15 protein-coding genes and 2 pseudogenes are annotated in these 18,758 nt (G+C 68.3%); 7 read left to right on the forward strand and 10 right to left on the reverse strand.

What is annotated here, in order from left to right:
* Positions 1 to 62 precede the first annotated feature (62 nt).
* On the forward strand, positions 63 to 398 hold the full coding sequence (locus QE373_RS05635; protein WP_123699824.1) for a zinc ribbon domain-containing protein YjdM: 336 nt from the start codon (positions 63 to 65) through the stop codon (positions 396 to 398).
* Between the two features lie 4 nt (positions 399 to 402).
* On the opposite strand, the gene QE373_RS05640 is transcribed toward QE373_RS05635, so the two are convergent.
* On the reverse strand, positions 403 to 1,563 hold the full coding sequence (locus QE373_RS05640) for a tetratricopeptide repeat protein (RefSeq protein WP_309684425.1): 1,161 nt from the start codon (positions 1,561 to 1,563) through the stop codon (positions 403 to 405).
* Positions 1,564 to 1,794: 231 nt separating this feature from the next.
* On the opposite strand from QE373_RS05640, the gene QE373_RS05645 reads away from it, so the two are divergent.
* The 4 genes and pseudogenes from QE373_RS05645 to QE373_RS05660 all read left to right on the forward strand — a co-directional run bounded on the left by QE373_RS05645 (position 1,795) and on the right by QE373_RS05660 (position 4,631).
* A complete protein-coding gene (locus QE373_RS05645; protein ID WP_309684426.1) occupies positions 1,795 to 2,397 on the forward strand; it encodes a hypothetical protein in 603 nt (200 codons plus the stop codon).
* A gap of 43 nt (positions 2,398 to 2,440) precedes the next feature.
* Positions 2,441 to 2,611, forward strand: a complete 171-nt coding sequence (locus QE373_RS05650; protein WP_309684429.1) for an oxidoreductase-like domain-containing protein — start codon at positions 2,441 to 2,443, stop codon at positions 2,609 to 2,611.
* Positions 2,608 to 3,225 (forward strand): annotated as a pseudogene (locus tag QE373_RS05655) (DUF998 domain-containing protein). Before QE373_RS05650 ends, QE373_RS05655 begins: the two are co-directional and overlap by 4 nt.
* An 80-nt stretch (positions 3,226 to 3,305) precedes the next feature.
* Positions 3,306 to 4,631 (forward strand): AcvB/VirJ family lysyl-phosphatidylglycerol hydrolase, encoded by a 1,326-nt coding sequence (locus tag QE373_RS05660; RefSeq protein ID WP_309684432.1) that lies wholly within the window; start codon positions 3,306 to 3,308, stop codon positions 4,629 to 4,631.
* On the opposite strand, the pseudogene mprF reads toward QE373_RS05660, so the two are convergent.
* Positions 4,628 to 7,187 (reverse strand): annotated as a pseudogene (mprF, locus tag QE373_RS05665) (bifunctional lysylphosphatidylglycerol flippase/synthetase MprF). The gene QE373_RS05660 and the pseudogene mprF overlap by 4 nt on opposite strands.
* Positions 7,188 to 7,370: 183 nt before the next feature.
* On the opposite strand from mprF, the gene QE373_RS05670 reads away from it, so the two are divergent.
* Positions 7,371 to 7,718, forward strand: coding sequence for a RidA family protein (locus QE373_RS05670; RefSeq protein WP_057687216.1), 348 nt, complete (start codon positions 7,371 to 7,373; stop codon positions 7,716 to 7,718).
* A 1,457-nt stretch (positions 7,719 to 9,175) separates the two neighbouring features.
* Here QE373_RS05670 and rnfB read toward each other — a convergent pair.
* From rnfB to QE373_RS05695, 5 genes are all read right to left on the reverse strand, one after another.
* Entirely contained in the window at positions 9,176 to 9,604 is a 429-nt protein-coding gene (gene rnfB / locus QE373_RS05675) for an Rnf electron transport complex subunit RnfB (protein WP_309684436.1), read from the reverse strand.
* Between the two features lie 25 nt (positions 9,605 to 9,629).
* On the reverse strand, positions 9,630 to 10,223 hold the full coding sequence (locus QE373_RS05680) for an HAD family hydrolase (RefSeq protein ID WP_309684438.1): 594 nt from the start codon (positions 10,221 to 10,223) through the stop codon (positions 9,630 to 9,632).
* Positions 10,224 to 10,251: 28 nt separating this feature from the next.
* Positions 10,252 to 12,336, reverse strand: coding sequence for a methionine--tRNA ligase (gene metG / locus QE373_RS05685; RefSeq protein WP_309684442.1), 2,085 nt, complete (start codon positions 12,334 to 12,336; stop codon positions 10,252 to 10,254).
* Positions 12,337 to 12,433: 97 nt separating this feature from the next.
* Positions 12,434 to 12,877: a DUF2147 domain-containing protein gene (locus tag QE373_RS05690; protein WP_309684445.1), complete on the reverse strand. Its 444-nt coding sequence runs from the start codon at positions 12,875 to 12,877 to the stop codon at positions 12,434 to 12,436.
* Positions 12,878 to 13,105: 228 nt separating this feature from the next.
* A complete protein-coding gene (locus QE373_RS05695) occupies positions 13,106 to 13,501 on the reverse strand; it encodes a VOC family protein (protein ID WP_309684446.1) in 396 nt (131 codons plus the stop codon).
* Positions 13,502 to 13,850: 349 nt separating this feature from the next.
* Here QE373_RS05695 and QE373_RS05700 point away from each other — a divergent pair, with 349 nt between their 5' ends.
* The gene (locus QE373_RS05700; RefSeq protein ID WP_309684449.1) at positions 13,851 to 15,218 is read left to right on the forward strand and encodes a hypothetical protein; all 1,368 of its coding nucleotides are present in this window, start codon (positions 13,851 to 13,853) and stop codon (positions 15,216 to 15,218) included.
* A 51-nt stretch (positions 15,219 to 15,269) separates the two neighbouring features.
* Here QE373_RS05700 and QE373_RS05705 read toward each other — a convergent pair whose 3' ends face one another.
* From QE373_RS05705 to QE373_RS05715, 3 genes are all read right to left on the reverse strand, one after another.
* Positions 15,270 to 17,165, reverse strand: coding sequence for a DUF885 family protein (locus QE373_RS05705; protein ID WP_309684454.1), 1,896 nt, complete (start codon positions 17,163 to 17,165; stop codon positions 15,270 to 15,272).
* Between the two features lie 95 nt (positions 17,166 to 17,260).
* Complete coding sequence (locus QE373_RS05710) at positions 17,261 to 18,034, reverse strand: queuosine precursor transporter (RefSeq protein WP_309684463.1); 774 nt, start codon at positions 18,032 to 18,034, stop codon at positions 17,261 to 17,263.
* Positions 18,034 to 18,714 (reverse strand): DUF502 domain-containing protein, encoded by a 681-nt coding sequence (locus QE373_RS05715; protein ID WP_123699599.1) that lies wholly within the window; start codon positions 18,712 to 18,714, stop codon positions 18,034 to 18,036. Before QE373_RS05715 ends, QE373_RS05710 begins: the two co-directional genes overlap by 1 nt.
* Positions 18,715 to 18,758: the final 44 nt, after the last annotated feature.

Genomic DNA, 18,758 nt, shown 5'->3' on the forward strand with positions numbered 1-18,758 from the left:
GCCGGTCCGCAGGGGCGGGCGGTTACAATGGCCGCTGTTGAACTACAGCCAGGTTGTCCCCGATGTCCACCGCCCCCGCCTGCCCGCAATGCACGCTTGAAAACACCTATGCCGATGGCGCCCTGATGATCTGCGCCGACTGCGGCTTCGAGTGGACGGCCGAGGAAGGTGACGGTTCCGGCGTGGTGGTGCGGGACAGCAACGGCAACGTGCTGGCCGCCGGTGACACGGTCACGGTGATCAAGGACCTGAAGGTCAAGGGCTCGTCGATCCCGCTCAAGCAGGGCACAGTGATCCGCAACATCCGCCTGGTGGAAGATGATGCCGAGCACATCGAAGGCAACTCGGACAAGATCAAGGGCCTGGTGCTGAAGACCTGCTTCCTCAAGAAGGCCTGATGGCTCAGCGGCCCAGCCGCGCGCTGGCCTGCTGACGGCGCCAGCGCTGCAGGCTGTCCAGCTTGTCCTGGTAACGCGATTGCAGGGCCGCACCGCCCAGCGCCTGGGCGCGTGCCAGTTCACCATCGGCGCGTTCGAGCTGGCCGGCCATCAGGTAGGCACGGGCGAGCGCGAAGTGGAACTGGTGGGCACTGTCGTACAGGCGCAGCGCACGCCGGTAATAGGTGATGGCCCCGTTGGCATCACCGGCACGCTCGGCTTGGGTGCCCAGCACATACTGGAAGAACGGATCGCTCTGCCGCACGCTGCGCAGGCGGGCCTGCAGGCGTGCCGCCGCCGTGGGCTCACCGAGCCGCAGCAGCAGGTTGCTCGCATTGGCCAGGCTGGCGGGATTGCGTGGTGCGATGCGCAGGGCCTCAGCGTAATGCTGCCGCGCAAGCGCAAGGTTGCCCTGGCGTGTTTCCAGTACCCCGAGGTTGTTCAGCGCAGACGGGAAGTCCGCGGCCTGCTGCAGGGCCGCGGCATACCAGGCACGCGCGCCTGCCACGTCGCCGGCCTCCATCCGTTCGGCACCGCGGTTGTTGTAGAAGTGGGCAAGCGCCCGCGCATCAGTGATCGGCCGCGGGCCGTCGCGGTCGTACAGCACGTTGCGGTCCAGGTCGACGGTGCCGCGGCGGCCGTTGAATTCGATGCCCGCGTTGACGTGGCCGACGTTGTAGAGCACACCGGCATCCTGGTACCAGGACACCACCTGGGCCACTTCCTGGACCTGCGCCTGGATGCCGATATGGCGCGCCAGGGTGACGAACAGCAGGGTGAAGGACAGGCAGTTGGCGCGACGATGCTGCCACGTCTCCCCGATGGTGTAGGTCGCCGCGGCGTCGTACTGCAGGTCCATGCCATCGCGGTCGAAGATCATCTCCGCCAGTCGATGCAACTGCGGTCCGCGGCCGCCGCCGGGATCGATGACGCGCGCCTGCAGCAGCGCGGACAATGCCGGCGGGATGGCCAGTACCTCCTCAGGGGAGGGGGGCGGGGCATCCATCGGTGGCACGCCCTGCGACGCAGCGTCAGGCGCCTGCAGCGATGCCTGGGCCATCACCGGCGCGGCGGCCAGTGCAAGCGTGGCCAATGCCACCAACACGGACAGCAACGGGCGGGTCATCGCCATTCTCCGCGGGCGCGGCATGCGCCACGGCCACGAGCATAGCGCCGCGCCTGCCTGCCGCTGCACCGCTGGTCGGATGCCGGCCGGTCATCCACAGCGGGTGTGGACCATGCGCGGAGAAAGCTGTGCATAAGTGGCAGCGGCCCTTTCGTCGCAGGCGCCGTGAACAGGTGGTGAAAGAATGACCAGTGCTTGCGTCGCGGCGGCTCGCTGGCCCATCCTGAGCGCATGGAATTCCAGCCGATCATCCTGCCTGCCGGGCAGTGGGACGCCGTGCAGGACAGCTACGCGACACCGCCGCGTGCGTACCACCACTTCGGCCATGTGCGCGCCTTGCTGCAGCACGCGCAGTGGGTTGCCGCGCAGGCGCCGTGGCAGCAGCCGCGCGAGGTCTATCTGGCGGTGCTGTACCACGATGCGATCTACGAAAGCGGGCGCAAGGACAACGAAGCGCGCTCTGCCGACCTGGCCGGCGAAGCCATCGCGCACTGGCTGCCTGATGCGGGCATCGACGTGGCGCGGGTGCGCGAACTGATCCTGCTGACCGCACGCCACGGCAGCCTGCAGCCCGGCGACGTCGACCGCGAGGCGGCGCTGTTCCTGGACTGCGACATGGCCATCCTCGGCGCGCCGGAAGCGGTGTTCGATGCCTATGACCGCGGCGTGGCCGAAGAGTACGCCGGCAGCGTGCCGGCGTTCCTGTACCGTGCCGGCCGTCGCCGCTTCCTGCGCAACCTGGCGCGGCAGCCACGCATCTACCTCAGCGATCTGTTCCACCAGCATTTCGACGCACCGGCACGGGCCAACCTGCTGCGGGTGGCCGGGCCCTGACCGCGGCCGCTACACTGGCGGCCTGTCCTGTTGGCCTGATTGCGTGACTGATCCCGATCCCCGTCCGATACCGCCGGAAGCGCCCGGTCCCAACGAATGCTGTGGCAGTGGTTGCCCGCTGTGCGTGCTCGACCTGTACAGCGAAGAGCTGCAGCGCTATCGGCAGGCGCTGGCGGCGTGGTTGCTGCGGCATCCGGAGGCAGGCGGGCGATGAACCGCGCACGCGGCCTGCGCAGGGCCAGTGGCGTTGCGATGGTGGCGTTGCTGCTGTTCCTGGCGACCGCCCTGTGGACCCAGTTCGCACGCGCTGACCTTGACTGGGTCACCGCTACCCTGAGCCTGTACCTGCACGGGCCCTGGGGGCTGGCGCTGCGCACGGCATACTGCCTGCTGGCGGTGGCCATCGTGGTACTCGGGCTTTCGATGTACCGGCACCTGCGCGGTCCGCGCCGCAGTGGCGCCGCAGCACTGCTGTTCGTGTGTGCCGGACTGGGCCTGGCCGGCGTCGCGGTCGGCGACAGCTGGCTGCCCGAGCGGGCCCCGCTTGCGTGGCCGCTGGTGCACGGCCTTTCGGCGATGACCGCCTTCCTGTGCGCCAGCGTGGCGATGCTGCTGCAGTCCTGATACCTGCGTCGCGAACCCGGCTGGATGCGAGCGGCGACGGTGCTGTGGTGGTGGGCGTGGCTGGCCTTCGTGCTGTTGTGGCTGCACGTGTTGTGGCGGGATCCGCCGCGCGGGGCAGGGCAGAAACTGGTGATCGTGGTGATCGTCGGTTGGCTGCTGTGGCTGGCGTGGTCCGGCTGGCGCCACGCGCGCAACGCGCGCTGATCGCACGCCCGTCCCGGCACATCACCTTGGCAGCTGCCGGGCGTATCGTGGGCGCACATCAAAGGCGAGGGGAGTGCTGCATGCGGTCAGGTGGGAAATACGCGCGGGCGCTGTTGGCGTGGTGTGTGCTGGCGCCCTGCGTGGCCGCCGCACAGCCGGTGCAACCGGCCAGCCATGGCAGGTTCCAGCAGGTACCGGTGCAGCAGCCGCAAGGCCCGGTGCAGCGCGTGGTGCTGTGGTTCCATGCACCTGGCAAGGCCGCAGCGGCGCAGCGCGAACGCGAGGCCCTGCGCGCGTCCGGCGCACTGGTGGTGCCGGTCGATATGGGACAACTGCAGGACGCCCTGAAGCGCGAAGGCAGTGCTGCCTGCGCGTTCGGTGCAGGCGACGTGGAGAATTTCTCGCGCTGGCTGCAAGCGTGGCTGCACCTGCCGGGCTATCGCCTGCCCTTGCTGGCCGGAGACGGCGACGGCGCCCGGTTCGCCTATGTGCTGGCCGCGCAGGCGGGCGAGGGCGTGTTCGCCGGCGTGTTGACCACCGGCTTCCAGCCGGGCGCGGTCAGCCAACGCATGGCCTGTGGCGCCGGCATCGTCGATGGCGTGCTGGAACCGGCCGCCCTCACCGTGCCGTGGCTGGCGGCCGACAGCGGTGCGCATGCGCGTGCCTTCCAGCAGACAATCGCTTCAGCACGCAGCTTCCGCCGTACCGCTGGCGGCGATGCGCTGCCTGGCCTGCTGGCTGCGGCGCGGGTGCTCGGCGAAGCCCCCGGCGTCAACGTGGCACCCGCCCCGAAGGACCTCGGTGGCTTGCCCGTGGTCGAGGTGCCGTCAAGCGTCGCCGGAGACACCGTTGCGATCTTCGTGTCCGGCGATGGCGGCTGGGCGGGGCTGGACAAGGACGTTGCCGCGGCGTTGGCCGCGCAGGGCGTGTCGGTGGTCGGAGTGGACTCGCTGCGGTATTTCTGGAGCGCGCGTACGCCGGCCGGCTTTGCCGCCGACCTGACCCGCATCGCCGACTATTACCGCCAGCGCTGGCAGCGTCCGAAGCTGCTGCTGATCGGCTTTTCCCAAGGTGCCGACGTACTGCCAGCCAGCATCAACCAGTTGGCACCGGCGCTGCGATCGCAGGTGGAACTGATCGCGCTGCTGTCGGTGGGGCGCACCGCCGATTTCGAATTCCATGTCAGCAACTGGTTGGGCAGCAACGATGACGGCCTGCCGATCGCGCCGGAGATCGCGCGCCTGCCCACCGACAGGACCCTGTGTGTTTACGGGCAGAAGGACGCCGACGCCCTGTGCCCGGAGCTGCCGCCGGGCGTGCGCGTGCTGCAGTTGCCGGGTGACCACCATTTCAACGGTGACCACGACCGCCTTGCGCGGGAGATCCTCAACGCCGCTGCCCGCTAGTGGCGCGGCTCGAGTGAGATCAGGCGGGTGGCATCGAGCAACGCGGCCGGCAGGTGCACGCCACCGGGCGCGGCGAGGTAGCGCGGCCGCCACTGCGGGACGAATTTGGATTTGAAGCGGCGCAGGCCGCTGAAGCCATAGAAGCGCTCGCCATGGCGTGCCACCAGCGAGGCCACGCGTGACCAGCGACTGGCCAGGCGATGGCTGGCCAGCCCGGACAACGGCGCCATGCCCAGCGAAAACCGGGTATCGCCGCGCTCGCGCCCCCACAGGAACAGTTCGATGAACAGGAAGTCCATCGTGCCCTTCGGCGCATCGGGCAGGTGTCGCATCAGGTCGACCGACAGCTCATGGCCCGCCGGTGCATGCCACAGGTTGGCGAAGGCCACGATGCGGCCTTCCACTTCCACCAGCGCCACCGGGAAACGTGCCAGGTAGGCTGGATCGAAGCTGCCCAGCGAGAAGCCTTTCTCCTCGCCGGCCTTGTCGTCCAGCCAGGCGCTGGAAACCGCTGACAGTTCCGGGATCAGTGCCGGTACCTCGTCGGCTGCCGCCACGGCGGAAGCGCAGTCCGCTGCGTTTGCCGCGGTTCCAGGCTTGCCGCAGGTCGGCGCGGTCGCGCCCTTCCAGGGCGAACTCCTGCAGCGGCACCATCGCCTCTTCGCCGAGTTTGACCAGGCCCAGTCCCAGGTCCAGATAGGTCTGCCAGTAGGCTTCGCCCACCTGGTAGAACACCGGCCGCAGGCCAAGGCGGTCCGCTTCTTCGCGGAAGCGCCAGATCAGGGTGCGGGCGACGTCCGGCGGCCCGACCGGGTCGCCCATCGCGATCAGCGAACCACCATGCCGCTGCATCATCACAAAGCCCAGCCCGGCCTCGTCGCGCAGCACCGCCTTGTCGGCAGTGAGTACCAGGCAGGCCTGGGTATCGCGCGCGGCCGCCAACACCGGCGCCAGGGCCTGCAGGGTGGCTTCGTCGGCCACCGGCAGCGGTCCGCGGGTGCTGTGCAGCAGCCGGCCGATACCGAAGACCGCCACCGCCATCGCCACCACCAGCAGCGCGCGCAACGCACGCGGTGCGTTGCCGGACAGCGCGAACTGCCACCACAGCTCGTTCTGGTATTCCACATGGCTGTAGACGAAGAACAGCAGCCACACCACCGCCACCAGTACCAGCCCGAGGTTGCGCAGCCATGGCCACGACCACGCTTGGTCCAGCAGCGCGCCTTCGCGGTAGAACTCGCGCCGTGCCGTCCACAGCGCCACGGCCACCAGCAGCGCGGCGACCGCGATCAGTACCTGCCCGCCGCGCAGCCAGATCGGCAGCGGTGCGGCCAGGCAGATCACCAGCGCCAGCACCCACGCGGCGTGGCTGCGGCGCGACAGTCCCTGGCCGATCAGCAGCAGCACCACGCCGGCCAGGCTGCCGAGCAGGTGCGAGGTTTCCAGCAACGGCAGCGAGGCGGTGTGCAGGTGCCGATGCGGTGCCGGCAGCGTGCCGTCCACGATCAGCGCGGCGCCGACACTGAACACCGCCAGCGCGACGATGTGCGGCAGCCACGGGCGCAATGCTTTCCAACCGGCGCGGGTGGCATTGGCACTGGCACGCAGCGGACGACGCAGTGCGGGGGCGGTGGCCAACAGCGTGGCCAGCAGCAACGGCAGCACGTAGTAGGTGACGCGGTAGACCAGCGCGGCGGCCAGCACCGCCCCGGGCGCGACCTGCGGCAGCAGCTTGAGCAGGCTCCATTCGAACACGCCCAATCCGGCGGGCACGGTAGAGACCAGCCCGGCCAGCACCGCCACCAGGTACATGCCGACGAAACCGGGCAGGCCGGTAGGCGTGGAATCGGGCAGCAGCACGTACAGCGCGGCGGCGGCCAGCACCAGTTCGACCACGCTGAGCGCGGTCACCGCCAGCATGGTGCGGCGGTCGGGAAACCACAACGCATGGCCGAAGAAGGAGAACGTGCGCCCTTGGCGGCCTACCGCGGCGATGGCTGCCGCATAGCCCAGCAACAGCGCTGCACCACCGGCCTGCAGCACCCCGGTACGCAGCGGCAGGGCCAGTGCGGCGGCGGCCGGTTCCAGGCACAGCGCGGCGCCCAGCAGCACCCAGGCACCGAACACGAAGCCGAGCGTGCTCATCAGCACCACCTGGCCGATCTGCGCCAGGTCCAGCCCGGCGCTGCGATAGCCGCGCAGTCGTACTGCGCCGCCGGTCAGTGCGGCAAAGCCCACCGTCTGCCCCAGCGCATGCGCCAGGAAGGCGGTGATGCCGATCCGCGCCGGATGCACGCGCACGCCACTGCGGCGCAGGCCGATGGCATCAAAGCCCACCAGGCAGGCATAGCTGGCCAGGGCCAGCAACACGGCCAGCAGCAACTGTCCGGTGCCCAGGTCGCGGAATGCCTGGCGCACCGCACGGTAGCCATGTTCGTCGAAGGCGCCGGCCAGTCCGTGCAGCGCCAGTGCCAGCACCAGCAGTGGAAACACCAGGGTCAGCAGCCGCTTGATGCGTTGGCGGGCAGGGGAGGCGGGAAGGGCGGATTCGGTCATGGAAGGAAAGTGAACCCGCACGGGCGATGGGCGCGACAACGGCGCGAAGCTGCGCATCGTGCGCCCGTGCTGGAGGTTTGGCTAGAGGTGTGCGGTTGTGCTGTTGCAGTGCCGTTGGCCGTCACCACAAGCCGGCCGCGGTGGGCCAGAATGGGGTCTGTCCACAGAAAGAGGAGCACGCCCGTGTTGGAGCGTTTCGATGTTGGTCCGCGCATGTCCGAGATGACCGTCCACAACAAGGTTGCCTACCTGTCGGGACAGATCCCGGAGGACACCAGCCAGGACATCACCGGGCAGACCCGACAGGTGCTGGAGGAGATCGACAAGCTGCTGGTGCAGGTGGCCAGCGATAAACAGCACGTGCTGCGGGCGGAGATCTTCCTGGCCGACATGGCCGATTTCGACGGCATGAACGCGGCGTGGGACGAATGGGTGGTGCCGGGCATGACGCCGGCGCGTGCGACGGTGGAAGCCAAGCTGGCGCATGCAGAGTGGAAGGTCGAGATCGTGGTGACCGCCGCGGTGCCGTGATGCTGCAGGGGTGATGATGCCGGGCCTGCGGCCCGGCGGCCTGCTTGTTCAAGCAGGAGCAACGTCAACGTCAACGTCAACGTCAACGTCAAAAGCTGCAGGGCTGTTGGGTTGGCGGGGCGGGGTGGGGTTGCGGGGCACGCGCAAGTACATCCATGTAGCTCTTCGCGGCTCCTGCCGCTCAAGGCCCCGCAACCCCACCCCGCCCCACCTTCGACAGGTCCATGGCGGCTTTTGGTAGCGCCGACGCATGGTCGGCGGATTTGGCGTGGGAAGAAAGATGGGGTCAGAGTCCTTTCGCTACGTGAAAGGACTCTGACCCCTGCCTTTGCTCTTTTCTTCTCTTGCGCGGGTGGCGGCCACCGGAACCTGTCAGGGGCCGGGCGGTGGGGCTGGGCGGGGGCGTTGAGCGCCATGGATGGCGCGAAACGAGGCCCGCAGGAGCGGCTTTTGCCGTCCCCCACCCAGCCCCACCGCCCGGCCCACTTCCAGCTGCGGCTTTCACCCCACCCGCGAGGGAGTCTCACCCGTTGGACCTTCGACAGGTCCATGGCGGCCATGGACGAGCAGCGGTTGGAGGGGGGAGGAGAGACAGGGTCAGAGTCCTTTCGCTACGCGAAACGACTCTGACCCCTGCCTTTGCTCTTTTCTTCTCTTGCGCGGGTGGCGGCCACCGGAACCTGTCAGGGGCCGGGCGGTGGGGCTGGGCGGGGGCGTTGAGCGCCATGGATGGCGCGAAACGAGGCCCGCAGGAGCGGCTTTTGCCGTCCCCCACCCAGCCCCACCGCCCGGCCCACTTCCAGCTGCGGCTTTCACCCCACCCGCGAGGGGGTCTCACCCGCTCGACCTTCGACAGGTCCATGGCGGCCATGTACGAGGCAGCGGTTGGAAGGATGGAATAAAGATGGGGTCAGAGTCATTTCGCTACGCGAAAGGACTCTGACCCCTGCCTTTGCTTTTTTATTTTTATTACGCGGGTGGCGGCCACCGGAACCTGTCAGGGGCCGGGCGGTGGGGCTGGGCGGGGGCGTTGAGCGCCACGGATGGCGCGAAACGAGGCCCGCAGGAGCGGCTTTTGCCGTCCCCCACCCAGCCCCACCGCCCGGCCCACTTCCAGCTGCGGCTTTCACCCCACCCGCGAGGGAGTCTCACCCGTTGGACCTTCGACAGGTCCATGGCGGCCATGGACGAGCAGCGGTTGGAGGGGGGAGGAGAGACAGGGTCAGAGTCCTTTCGCTACGCGAAAGGACTCTGACCCCTACCTTTGCTTTTTTATTTTTATTACGCGGGTGGCGGCCATCGGAACCTGTCAGGGGCCGGGCGGTGGGGCTGGGCGGGGGCGTTGAGCGCCACGGATGGCGCGAAACGAGGCCCGCAGGAGCGGCTTTTGCCGTCCCCCACCCAGCCCCACCGCCCGGCGCACCAGCTTCAGCCTGAAAGCCACCCGCGAGGGGGGCTCACCCGCTCGACGTCCGACCCACCAGATCGATGCAGTCCACCGGACACGGCGGAATACACAACTCACACCCGGTGCAGAGATCGGCAATCACCGTGTGCATGTATTTGGCCCCGCCGACGATCGCATCCACCGGGCAGGCCTGGATGCACTTGGTGCAGCCGATGCAGTCGGCCTCGATGATCAGTGCCACCTGCGGCGGCTTGTGCTCGCCGCGGCGGCGGTCATACGGCAGCGCCGGCACGCCCAGCACCTGCGCCAACGCCCGTGCACCGGCATCACCGCCCGGTGGGCAGCGCTCCACGCCGGCTTCGCGGCGGGCCATCGCCGCAGCGTAGGGGCGGCAGCCGTCGAAGCCGCACTGGCCGCATTGCGTCTGCGGCAACAGGCGGTCCAGCCGCTCCACCAACGGGGGAGGCATCAGGCTCATGCGGGGCGGTGGCGGTGCAGGGGATTCATCGTTCCACGGGTTTTCCGCGGTACCAGCGGTCGTGGGCAAGGGCGAGCATCGGCTTGTCCTCGCGGCTGTCACCGTAGGCATGGATGCGCGTGTAACGGGACAGATCGAAGCGCTGCCGGATGCGCGCCACCTTGCCGGGGCCGCAGTCACCGCCGGCGTAGTGTCCGGTCATGCGGCCCTCGCGTGCCTCCAGCTGGTTGCAGATCAACTGCAGCCCGTGCTGCTCGCACCAAGGGCGCAGGTACAGATCGATCGACGCCGACACCACGGCCACCGTGTGGCCCTGCGTCTGGTGCCAGCGGATCTGTTCGAGCATTTCCGGGCGCACCATCGCCGGCAACGCATCGCGTGCGTAGCCGGATGCCAGCAGGGCGATGTCATCGGCATGGCGGCCGTTGAACACCAGCGCGGTGACCCGCGCGCGGATCCGCGCCGCCGTGATCAGCCGCAGCCGGTAGGCGGCCAGCCAGGGCCCCACCAGCCACCACGCACGCGCGCGTTGTTCCGGTGTGGCAACGCGCCGCAGGAAGCGGCTGTAGCTGTCGGCATTGGTGATGGTGTGGTCGAAATCGAACAGCGCCAGCTCCATCGCACCCTCCGTGCTGGCCAGCCGCCGGTCAGCGGACCGGCATGCCCGGCAGCGCGGCACTGTCGGCGTCCAGCAGCGCCAGCGCGCCGCCGTCGAAGCCGGCCGACAGGATCATCCCTTCGCTCAGGCCGAAGCGCATCTTGCGCGGGGCCAGGTTGGCGATGAACACCACGCTGCGCCCGACCAGCTTTTCCGGCTCGCCGTAGCTGGCGCGGATGCCGGAGAAGATCTGCCGGGTGCCCAGCTCGCCGGCGTCCAGTTCGAAGCGCAGCAGCTTGTCCGAACCCTCCACGAATCCGCAGGACAGGACCTTGCCGATACGCAGGTCCAGCTTGGCGAAGTCGTCGATGCCGATGTACGCCGGCGCGGCGTCGCCCTGCGGCGCGCTCGCGGCAGCTGCCGGCCTGGCTTCGGCCTTTGCGGCAGGGGCCGCAGCGGCAACGGGGGCAGCGGCGGTCGGCTGCAGGGTGTCCTTGGAGGCGTCGGTCATGGCGTCGATTTTCTTCGGGTCGATTCGGGTGAACAGCGGAACATAGTCGTTGATGCGATGCGCCAGCAGCGGCTGCGCCAGTGCGGTCCAGTCGCTGACCGGTGCGGCCAGGAAGGCCTCTGCCTGCGCCGAGGTCGCCGGCAGCACCGGCTTGAGCGCGGTGACCAGCACGCGGAACAGGTTCAGGCCCTGGCTGCACACCGACTGCAACTGCGCATCGGCGCCTTCCTGCTTGGCGATCACCCACGGCTTGACGTCGTCGATGTAGCGGTTGGCTTCGTCGGCCAGCGCCATCGTCTGGCGGATGGCGGCGGCCGGATCGTTGCGCTCGTAGGCCTCGCGGATCGGCGCCAGCGCTTCGACGAAGCGCTGGTACTGCGCCGGATCGGGCAGCGCCGCGGCCAGCTGGCCGTCGAAGCGCTTGCTGATGAAGCCGGCGCAGCGGCTGGCCAGGTTGACGAACTTGCCGACCAGGTCGGCGTTGACGCGGGCAATGAAGTCGCCCAGGTTCAGGTCAAGATCGTCCACCCCGCCGGAGGACTTGGCGGCGTAGTAATAGCGCAGCGCCTCCGGTTCCAGCCCGGCATCGAGGAACGTCCGCGCCATCACGAAGGTGCCGCGCGATTTGCTCATCTTCGCCCCGTCCACGGTCAGGTAGCCGTTGACGTGCAGGCGGGTCGGCGCGCGGTGGCCGGTGGCATGCAGCACCGCCGGCCAGAACAGGCCGTGGAAATTGACGATGTCCTTGCCGATGAAGTGGTGCAGTTCGGTGGACGTGCCGGCGCGCAGGTGCGATTCGAAATCCACGCCGGTCTTCGCGCACAGCGTCTGGAAGCTGGACAGGTAGCCGATCGGGGCATCCAGCCAGACATACAGGAACTTGCCCGGATGGCCGGGGATCTCGAAGCCGAAGTACGGCGCATCGCGCGAGATGTCCCACGCGCGCAGGCCACCGTCGGCGTTCATCCACTCCATCAGCTTGGCCTTGACGCCGGGCAGGGCGACATCGCCACCCAGCCACTCGCGCAGGAAGCCTTCGAACTTGCCCACCTCGAAGAAGAAGTGCTCGGAATCGCGCACTTCCGGGGTCGCCCCGGAGATCACCGATTTCGGATCCTTCAGGTCGGTCGGGTTGTAGGTTGCGCCGCAGACTTCGCAGTTGTCGCCGTACTGGTCGGCGCTGCCACAGTTCGGGCAGATGCCCTTGATGTAACGGTCCGGCAGGAACATGCCCTTGGCCGGGTCGTAGAACTGCGCCACCGAGCGGCGGCTGACGTGGCCTTCCGATTCCAGCTTCAGGTAGAACGATTCGGTCAGCGCCTTGTTGGCGGCCGAGTTGGTCGAATCGTAGTGGTCGAAGTCGACCCCGAAGGCGGCGAAGTCGCGCTCGTGGCTGGCCTGGATGCCGGCGATGAACACTTCCGGGGTCAGTCCGGCCTTTTCGGCGGCCAGCATGATCGGCGTGCCATGGGTGTCGTCGGCACAGACGAACCAGGTGGTGCCGCCGCTCATTCGCCGCGCGCGCACCCAGATATCAGCCTGGATGTAGCCCACCAGGTGACCCAGGTGCAGCGGGCCGTTGGCGTAGGGCAGGGCGGTGGTGACGAGCGCGGTACGGGTCATGGTCACAGCGTGCAGCGAGGGGAATCCCTGATTATCGCACAAGGGGGTCGGATGCCCTTCCCAAAAAGGGCGATCCGACCTCCGTGACCGCCTGCGCTTACTCGCGCTGCCAGGTCTGGGCGCGGCAGATGAAGGCCACGCAGCCGGACACGTCCAGTCGGGTGCCGCCGGGCTGCAGCTTCATCTTGGACTTGTAGGTCTTGCCGTTGGCCGGGTCCAGGATGGTGCCGCCGGACCAGCTGGCGGTGCCGTCGGACTTCAGGTTCCACAGGATGGTCATGCCACGCACCGGCTTGTCCTTGTTGGTGCCGCTGCAGTCGCCGCACACCGGGTTCGGACCCTTGTCCGAGTGCAGGATGTCGACCACCTTGCCGCTCAGCGTGCCGTTGCCGGCCTGGGTGATCTCCACGATCGACTTCACCTTGCCGGTTTTGTCATCGATGGTCTTCCAGCGGCCCACCGCCGAATCGGCGGCGTTTGCCGAAAGCGCGGCCACGCACAGCGGCAGTGCCAGCAGCAGGGTCTTGAAGGTGTTGCGCATGGTCCCCTCCCAGGGCGTTGGTTCGATGCCGGCGCAGGTGCCGGCCTGTGCCGACTGTATACCCATCCGGGGCGGTATGGTGCAAGGCCCCGGTAGTGACGGCCGCTGGCCGTCAATCCGCAGAGGCTGACGGCCAGCGGCCGTCACTACAGGGTCTCCGCAAGAGGCTGACGGCCAGCGGCCGTCATTACCGGGTCTCCGCAAGAGGCGGACGGCCAGCGGCCGTCACTACCGGGTTTCGTACAGTTCCAGCGGCAGGTCGTCGGGGTCGGCGAAGAAGGTGAAGCGGCGCCCCGTGTACTCGTCCACGCGGATCGCTTCGCAGGCCACGCCATGCTGCGCCAGGTGGGCAATGAAGGGCTCCAGCGCGTCTACCCGGAAGGCCAGGTGGCGCAGCCCCTGCGCCTCCGGCCGGCTGGGGCGCGGCGGCGGGTGGGGGAAGGAGAACAGCTCCAGCTGGCCGCCATCGGGCAGCGCCAGGTCCAGTTTCCAGGAGTCGCGGGCGGCCCGATGATGCTCGGCGATGACCGCCAGGCCGAGCACGTCGACGTAGAACGCCCGCGAGCGCGCATAGTCGGCGCAGATCAGGGCGACATGGTGGATGCCTTGCAGGCCAAGGGACATGGGCGTGCGCCGGGTCGGGGCAGGCCATGATCGCAGATCACGCCGCCGAGCGCGGTCGATTTTCGGCGCCGCCTGGACGAAATGCGAAAGCGCCTGGGCCATGCCTCGTGCAGCCTTGGGCTTCCTCCGCATGCAGAGAGTGCCGATCGTGACCACAACCATCAGCGAATCTCCTGTCAGCTACAGGTCGTCCATTTCCATACGGCTTCAATCAAAGGCCCCCGAGCCGAGTGCGCTGCCGGCCATGCGAACGGTCAGCAATCCCGCGCGCGATGCGCATCCATCGAGCCTATGCCGCCCTGCGATGACTGCGCCGCACCGCTCAGGTCCGGCCTCGCCGGCGGCTGGGTTGTCGGCCAACGCAGCCGCCGATGCCAGCGAGTGGAAGAACTTCGTGGGTCATCTGCAACAACGGGGCACGGTACCCGGCGCGGAACGCGCGGATCCTGACCAAGGCGTCATGACCACGTCGAACGTCAGCGTGAAGCAGATGCTCGCGTATCTTCGCAACCCACCGCCGGCAACGCCTTCCGGTGTCGGTCAGGTGCTGCGCCGCGTGACCGCGACGGTGGCTGCGCGCGCTGGCGGCGGTCCGGTTTCACCCGCGGCCGGGTTGTCGACCACTACCGCAGCCGATGGCAGTGACTGGAAGGGTGTCGTCGGTCGTCTGCAGCAGCAGGGCACGGTACCCGGCGCGGGACGCGCGGATCCTGACCAGGGCGTGGTGACGCCGTCCAACATCAGCGTGAAGCAGATGCTGGCTCATCTTCGCAACCAAGCACCGACAACGTCTTCCGGTAAGGCGCAGGGGGGGCACCCGCCCGTGCCTGCAGCGGCCCCGGCTGTGCGCGTTGCAGCCGTCCTGCAGCCGGCAAACGTGCCATCGGTATCGCTGCGGCAGAAAGACCAACCGGTAGCCGCCGATGATCCGTGGAAAGTGGCTGCGCTGCTGGACCAGATGGAGCACCAGCGGCGTGGCGCCGAAGCACAGGCCGGGGTGATCGACGCGCAGTTGCTGGAAGTGGATCGCGCGATGGAGGGGCAACCCGGCGCGCCGGCGGAAGCGCCGCGTGCGCACGGCGCCGCGCTTCCGATGAACCACGAGGAGCACGACGAGGATCCGTTCCACCCGTCCGAGCTGTTCGGCACCACGCCGCGCAGGACGCAGGCCAGGCTGCGCCGGGAAGCCCTCCAGCGGGGCAACGCCGCGCTCAACGACCCGCAGCCGAACGATGTCGTGCAGGGGCGCTTGCGGACGGTGGGCTTCGACCCTCTCGTACAAAGCCGGATGCTGGAGGTCGACGCTGAATCCGCAGAGACGATCTCGGTAAGCGACCAGTACGTCCAGACCAAAGAGCACGATGGAAAATGGAGTACGCGCAGCGCGCAGCAGCCGTCGTCGCTGAACGCCGTCGATCCGCAGCCAGTCGAGCGCTCGAGGTCTGCTGTGGTGGCCGCGCCGCATGCACGCACGGGTGACGACGACAGCGGGTTCGTCGTGCACTCTGCGTTCCACGAAGACCGGGATCACCAAGCGACCCATGCCGAGATCGGTAGCGTTGTCTGGGCGGACCTGGGCCGGGATGACGAGCGGGCTGAGCCGCCCGTAGGCCAAGCGGTGCTTCAGCTGCAGCGGCTGCAACAGATGCAGCGCGAGCTGGATGCCGCCCTGCGCCGCAACCAGGAATTGAACGAGGACATCGGCGTCTACTTCTGATCCCTGGCCCGTGCCGGATCCCGTGCCCTGCGGCAACGGGATCCGGCCGCATCAACGGCCGGGCTGCGCCTGCCAGCGGGTCATCCGCTGTTCCAGGATGTCCAGTGGCATCGAGCCGTCCTTCAACAGTTCGGCATGGAAGGCGCGCAGGTCGAAGGCAGCGCCCTGCGCCTGCCGCGCACGGTCGCGCAGTTCGACGATCTTCGCCTCGCCCAGCACGTTGGACAGCGCCTGGCCGGGCTGGGCCATCATCCGTTCCACTTCGGCGTTGGCATCGTCGACCGGCATGCCGGTGTTCTGCTGCAGGTAGTCCACCGCGCGCTTCTTGTTCCAGCCCTGCGCATGGATTCCGGTATCGGCCACCACGCGCACGGCGCGGGTCAGTGCTGCCTGCAGGTAGCCGATATGGTCGTACGGATCGGCATACAGGCCCAGCGGCTCGCCCAGTGATTCGGCGTACAGGCCCCAGCCTTCGACAAAGGCCAGGTCACCGCCTAGGCGACGGAAGCGCGGCAGCTTCTCGATCTCCTGCTGCAGTCCCAACTGCACGTGATGCCCGGGCACCGCTTCATGCAGGTACAGCATGGGCACGCTCCAGCGCTTGCGCGCCGGCAGGTTGCTGGTGTTTACCGACAGCACCGCCGGGCGGCTGCCGTTGATGCCGGGCTGATAGGACGCTGCTGCCGAAGCGGCGGCGCGGTCGGCTTCGACCGGCTGTATCTCCAGTGCAGCCTTGGGCAGGGTCTGCAGCACGCTGGGCAGTCGTGCCGCCACCTGCTGCTGCACCTGCTGGTAGCGGCCCAGCAGCGCAGTGGCATCGGTGTACTGGAACTGCTTGTCGGTACGCATGCGCTGCAGCAGCTTGGCTTCGCCGCCGCGCAGTTTGTTGTCCTTCATCACCGCGGCGATCTGCGCATGCAGGGCCTGGACGCGTTGCTCGCCCCAGGCATGCAGCTGGGCAGGGTCCTGCGCGGTGGCGGTCGCCTGGCGCAGCGTGCCGGCATACCACGCCGCGCCGTTCGGCAGGGCGCCCAGCCCGGCAGTATCGCGCGTGGCCGGCAGGTATTCGGTGGCGATGAAACCGCGCAGCGCGCGGTAGGCCGGCATGATCCGGAATTCGATCATGCGCTTGTATTCAGCGCTGATGCGCGTCTTTTCTTCGGCCGGGATGGTATCGGGCATGGTCCGGATCGGCGTCCAAAAAATGCTTTCTTCAGCCGTTGGCTTGATCACCGCATCCAGCTGAGGCAGCACTTTTTCCATCAGGTCGCGCGGCTGCACCACGCCGGCCGCCATGCCTTGGCGCATGTTCGCGGTGGCCTGTTCGAACAGGGCCGGGATGCCCAGCGAACGCCGGGACCAGTCGTCGTAGTCCTTCACCGTGTTGAACGGCTGCGCCCCGGCACCGGCGCCGAGGATGGCCATGATGCTGCCCAGGTTGTAGTACTGGCTGATCGGCAGCATCCACGCCGGGTGCTGTTCGGCGGCCAGTGATGCCTTGGCGTCGCGGACGAAGATCTCGTAGCTCAGCAGATCCTGGCCCTGCAGGCCGCTGCTGCCGATCTTTTCCACCTTGCCCAGCCACTGCGTGGTGAAGTCATGCGACTGCTGGCGCCAGGCCGCGGACAGGATGTTCGGCAGTTCACCGTTGTAGCGCGCGTCGCCCTGGAAGGTGGCCTGCAGCGGATTGAGCCGCATCGAAGCGTCCCAGTACTCGTCGTACAGGCGCTCCAGCTGGGTCGCCTTGCTGGCCGGTGCGGCGGCTGCCTGCCGGCCTGCAGCGGCGGCCGGGCGGGCACGCGGCTTGGCCTTGGGCTTGGTCGCCTGGCGGGTCTGCGCGGCCGCAGGGCGGGTGGCTTTCTTCTTCGCGGCTTCGGCCGGCGGCGCGGCGCTGAACAACATCAGCGAGGCAAGTGCGACCGCCAGGGCGCGGGCAAGCTGGGGCATCGGACATTTCCGTGGAACACAGACCGTGGAGCTTGCACGATCCGGACGCATACGGCCAGCATCCACAGCGCAGTCAGCAAAGGCGGCGTTGTCGCTCAGTCAGCTGCGGCGTCGGCCCGCAGCTGTGCCGCCCGCGCTGCGCCAAGATAGCGCGTGATCGCATGCCGCATCAGGTACAGCAAGGGGATCAGCGCGATGGCGAAGCCCATCTTGTAGGCGTAGTTCAGGCTGCTCACGGCCAGGAACAGCGACGTCGGCCACTGCTGCGGCCCCAGCACGAAGGCGATCCAGATCACCACGAAGCTGTCGATCAGCTGGGACACCGCGGTCGATCCGGTGGCCCGCAGCCACACATGGCGTTCGCCGGTGGCGCGGCGGATGCGATGGAACACCGCGACATCGATCAGCTGGCCGACGATGAACGCGACCAGCGAACCGGCGATGGTCCACATGCCCTGGCCGAACACCACGGCAAACGCGGCCTGGTAGTCCGGCACGCCCTGCGCGCTCATCGAGCCGACCCACCAGCTGGCCGGGGCCAGCGAGATCGCCGCGTAGGCGAACAGGAAGCCGTAGCAGATCAGGGCCGCCGCCAGCCACGAAATGAAACGCACGCCGCGCTTGCCGAAGAACTCGTTGATGGTATCGGTCATGACGAACACCACCGGCCACAGCAGCGTGCCGGCGGTGAAGCTGAGCGAGCCGGTCTGGCCGAACAGGCTCCAGTTCAGCGGTGCGATGCCGAGGGTGTCTTCCAGGGCGAAGATCTTCACCCCGATCAGCTCGGCCAGCACCGCGTTGGCGCAGAAGAACGCGGCCAGCCCGATGAACAGCAGGACCGCACGGTCCTGCAGCGGCCGCGCGCTCATCAGCCGCGTTCGCCAGCGCGGGTGAACGGCACGGTTTCCGGTGCGACCGCACCGCCTGAGATGATGAAGCTCATCGCCTGGTCCACGGTCCAGTCGGTGGGCGTGAGCAGTTCCACCGGCACGATTTCCAGGTAGCCGGAAGTCGGGTTGGGCGTGGTCGGCACGTACACCGCCGCCAGTTCGCGGCCGGTACCCTGTTCGCGGATGACCCGCGTCACCAGGCCCACCGCCTTCATGTCCCGGTGCGGGAAGTCGATCAGCACCACGCGCTGGGTGGTGCCCGGCTCGGTCTGCAGCATGTCCAGCAGCTTCTTGGCGCTGTCATAGATGATGCTGGCCAGCGGTATCCGCTTGATCACCGCCCCGACCCAGCGCAGCAGCCGCTGGCCGACCACGCGCCGGCTCAGCACGCCCACCGCCAGGATCACCAGCAGGGTGGCCAGCAGCGCCACCACGTTCTGGATCCACTCGGCGTGGACCCAGCCCAGATAGTGCGGGAACCAGGTGGCGATGCGTTCGGACATCGGCACCACCAGCGGGCTGGAGATGCCGGACAGCAGCACGAAGACGAACTTCACCACGACCCAGGTCAGCCAGATCGGCAGCAGGGTCAGCAGGCCGGTCAGGAACAGCCGCTGCAGGGAAGGGCGGGGGGTGAGGGTGGGGGCTTGGAGTGACATCGGCGCATTGTAGCGGTCGCGTGGGGCCGGTCAGGCTCTCCGGG

Origin of the sequence: Stenotrophomonas sp. SORGH_AS_0321 (assembly GCF_031453215.1) — a bacterium.
Taxonomy (GTDB): domain Bacteria; phylum Pseudomonadota; class Gammaproteobacteria; order Xanthomonadales; family Xanthomonadaceae; genus Stenotrophomonas; species Stenotrophomonas chelatiphaga.

Coding starts and splice junctions, on each gene's coding strand:
- QE373_RS05690 (WP_309684445.1), bottom strand. CDS start 12,877: ATGCGCAACACCTTCAAGACCCTGCTGCTGGCACTGCCGCTGTGCGTG.
- QE373_RS05710 (WP_309684463.1), bottom strand. CDS start 18,034: ATGAGCGCGCGGCCGCTGCAGGACCGTGCGGTCCTGCTGTTCATCGGG.
- QE373_RS05705 (WP_309684454.1), bottom strand. CDS start 17,165: ATGCCCCAGCTTGCCCGCGCCCTGGCGGTCGCACTTGCCTCGCTGATG.
- QE373_RS05715 (WP_123699599.1), bottom strand. CDS start 18,714: ATGTCACTCCAAGCCCCCACCCTCACCCCCCGCCCTTCCCTGCAGCGG.
- QE373_RS05680 (WP_309684438.1), bottom strand. CDS start 10,223: ATGGAGCTGGCGCTGTTCGATTTCGACCACACCATCACCAATGCCGAC.
- metG (WP_309684442.1), bottom strand. CDS start 12,336: ATGACCCGTACCGCGCTCGTCACCACCGCCCTGCCCTACGCCAACGGC.
- QE373_RS05695 (WP_309684446.1), bottom strand. CDS start 13,501: ATGTCCCTTGGCCTGCAAGGCATCCACCATGTCGCCCTGATCTGCGCC.
- rnfB (WP_309684436.1), bottom strand. CDS start 9,604: ATGAGCCTGATGCCTCCCCCGTTGGTGGAGCGGCTGGACCGCCTGTTG.
- QE373_RS05660 (WP_309684432.1), top strand. CDS start 3,306: ATGCGGTCAGGTGGGAAATACGCGCGGGCGCTGTTGGCGTGGTGTGTG.
- QE373_RS05645 (WP_309684426.1), top strand. CDS start 1,795: ATGGAATTCCAGCCGATCATCCTGCCTGCCGGGCAGTGGGACGCCGTG.
- QE373_RS05640 (WP_309684425.1), bottom strand. CDS start 1,563: ATGACCCGCCCGTTGCTGTCCGTGTTGGTGGCATTGGCCACGCTTGCA.
- QE373_RS05635 (WP_123699824.1), top strand. CDS start 63: ATGTCCACCGCCCCCGCCTGCCCGCAATGCACGCTTGAAAACACCTAT.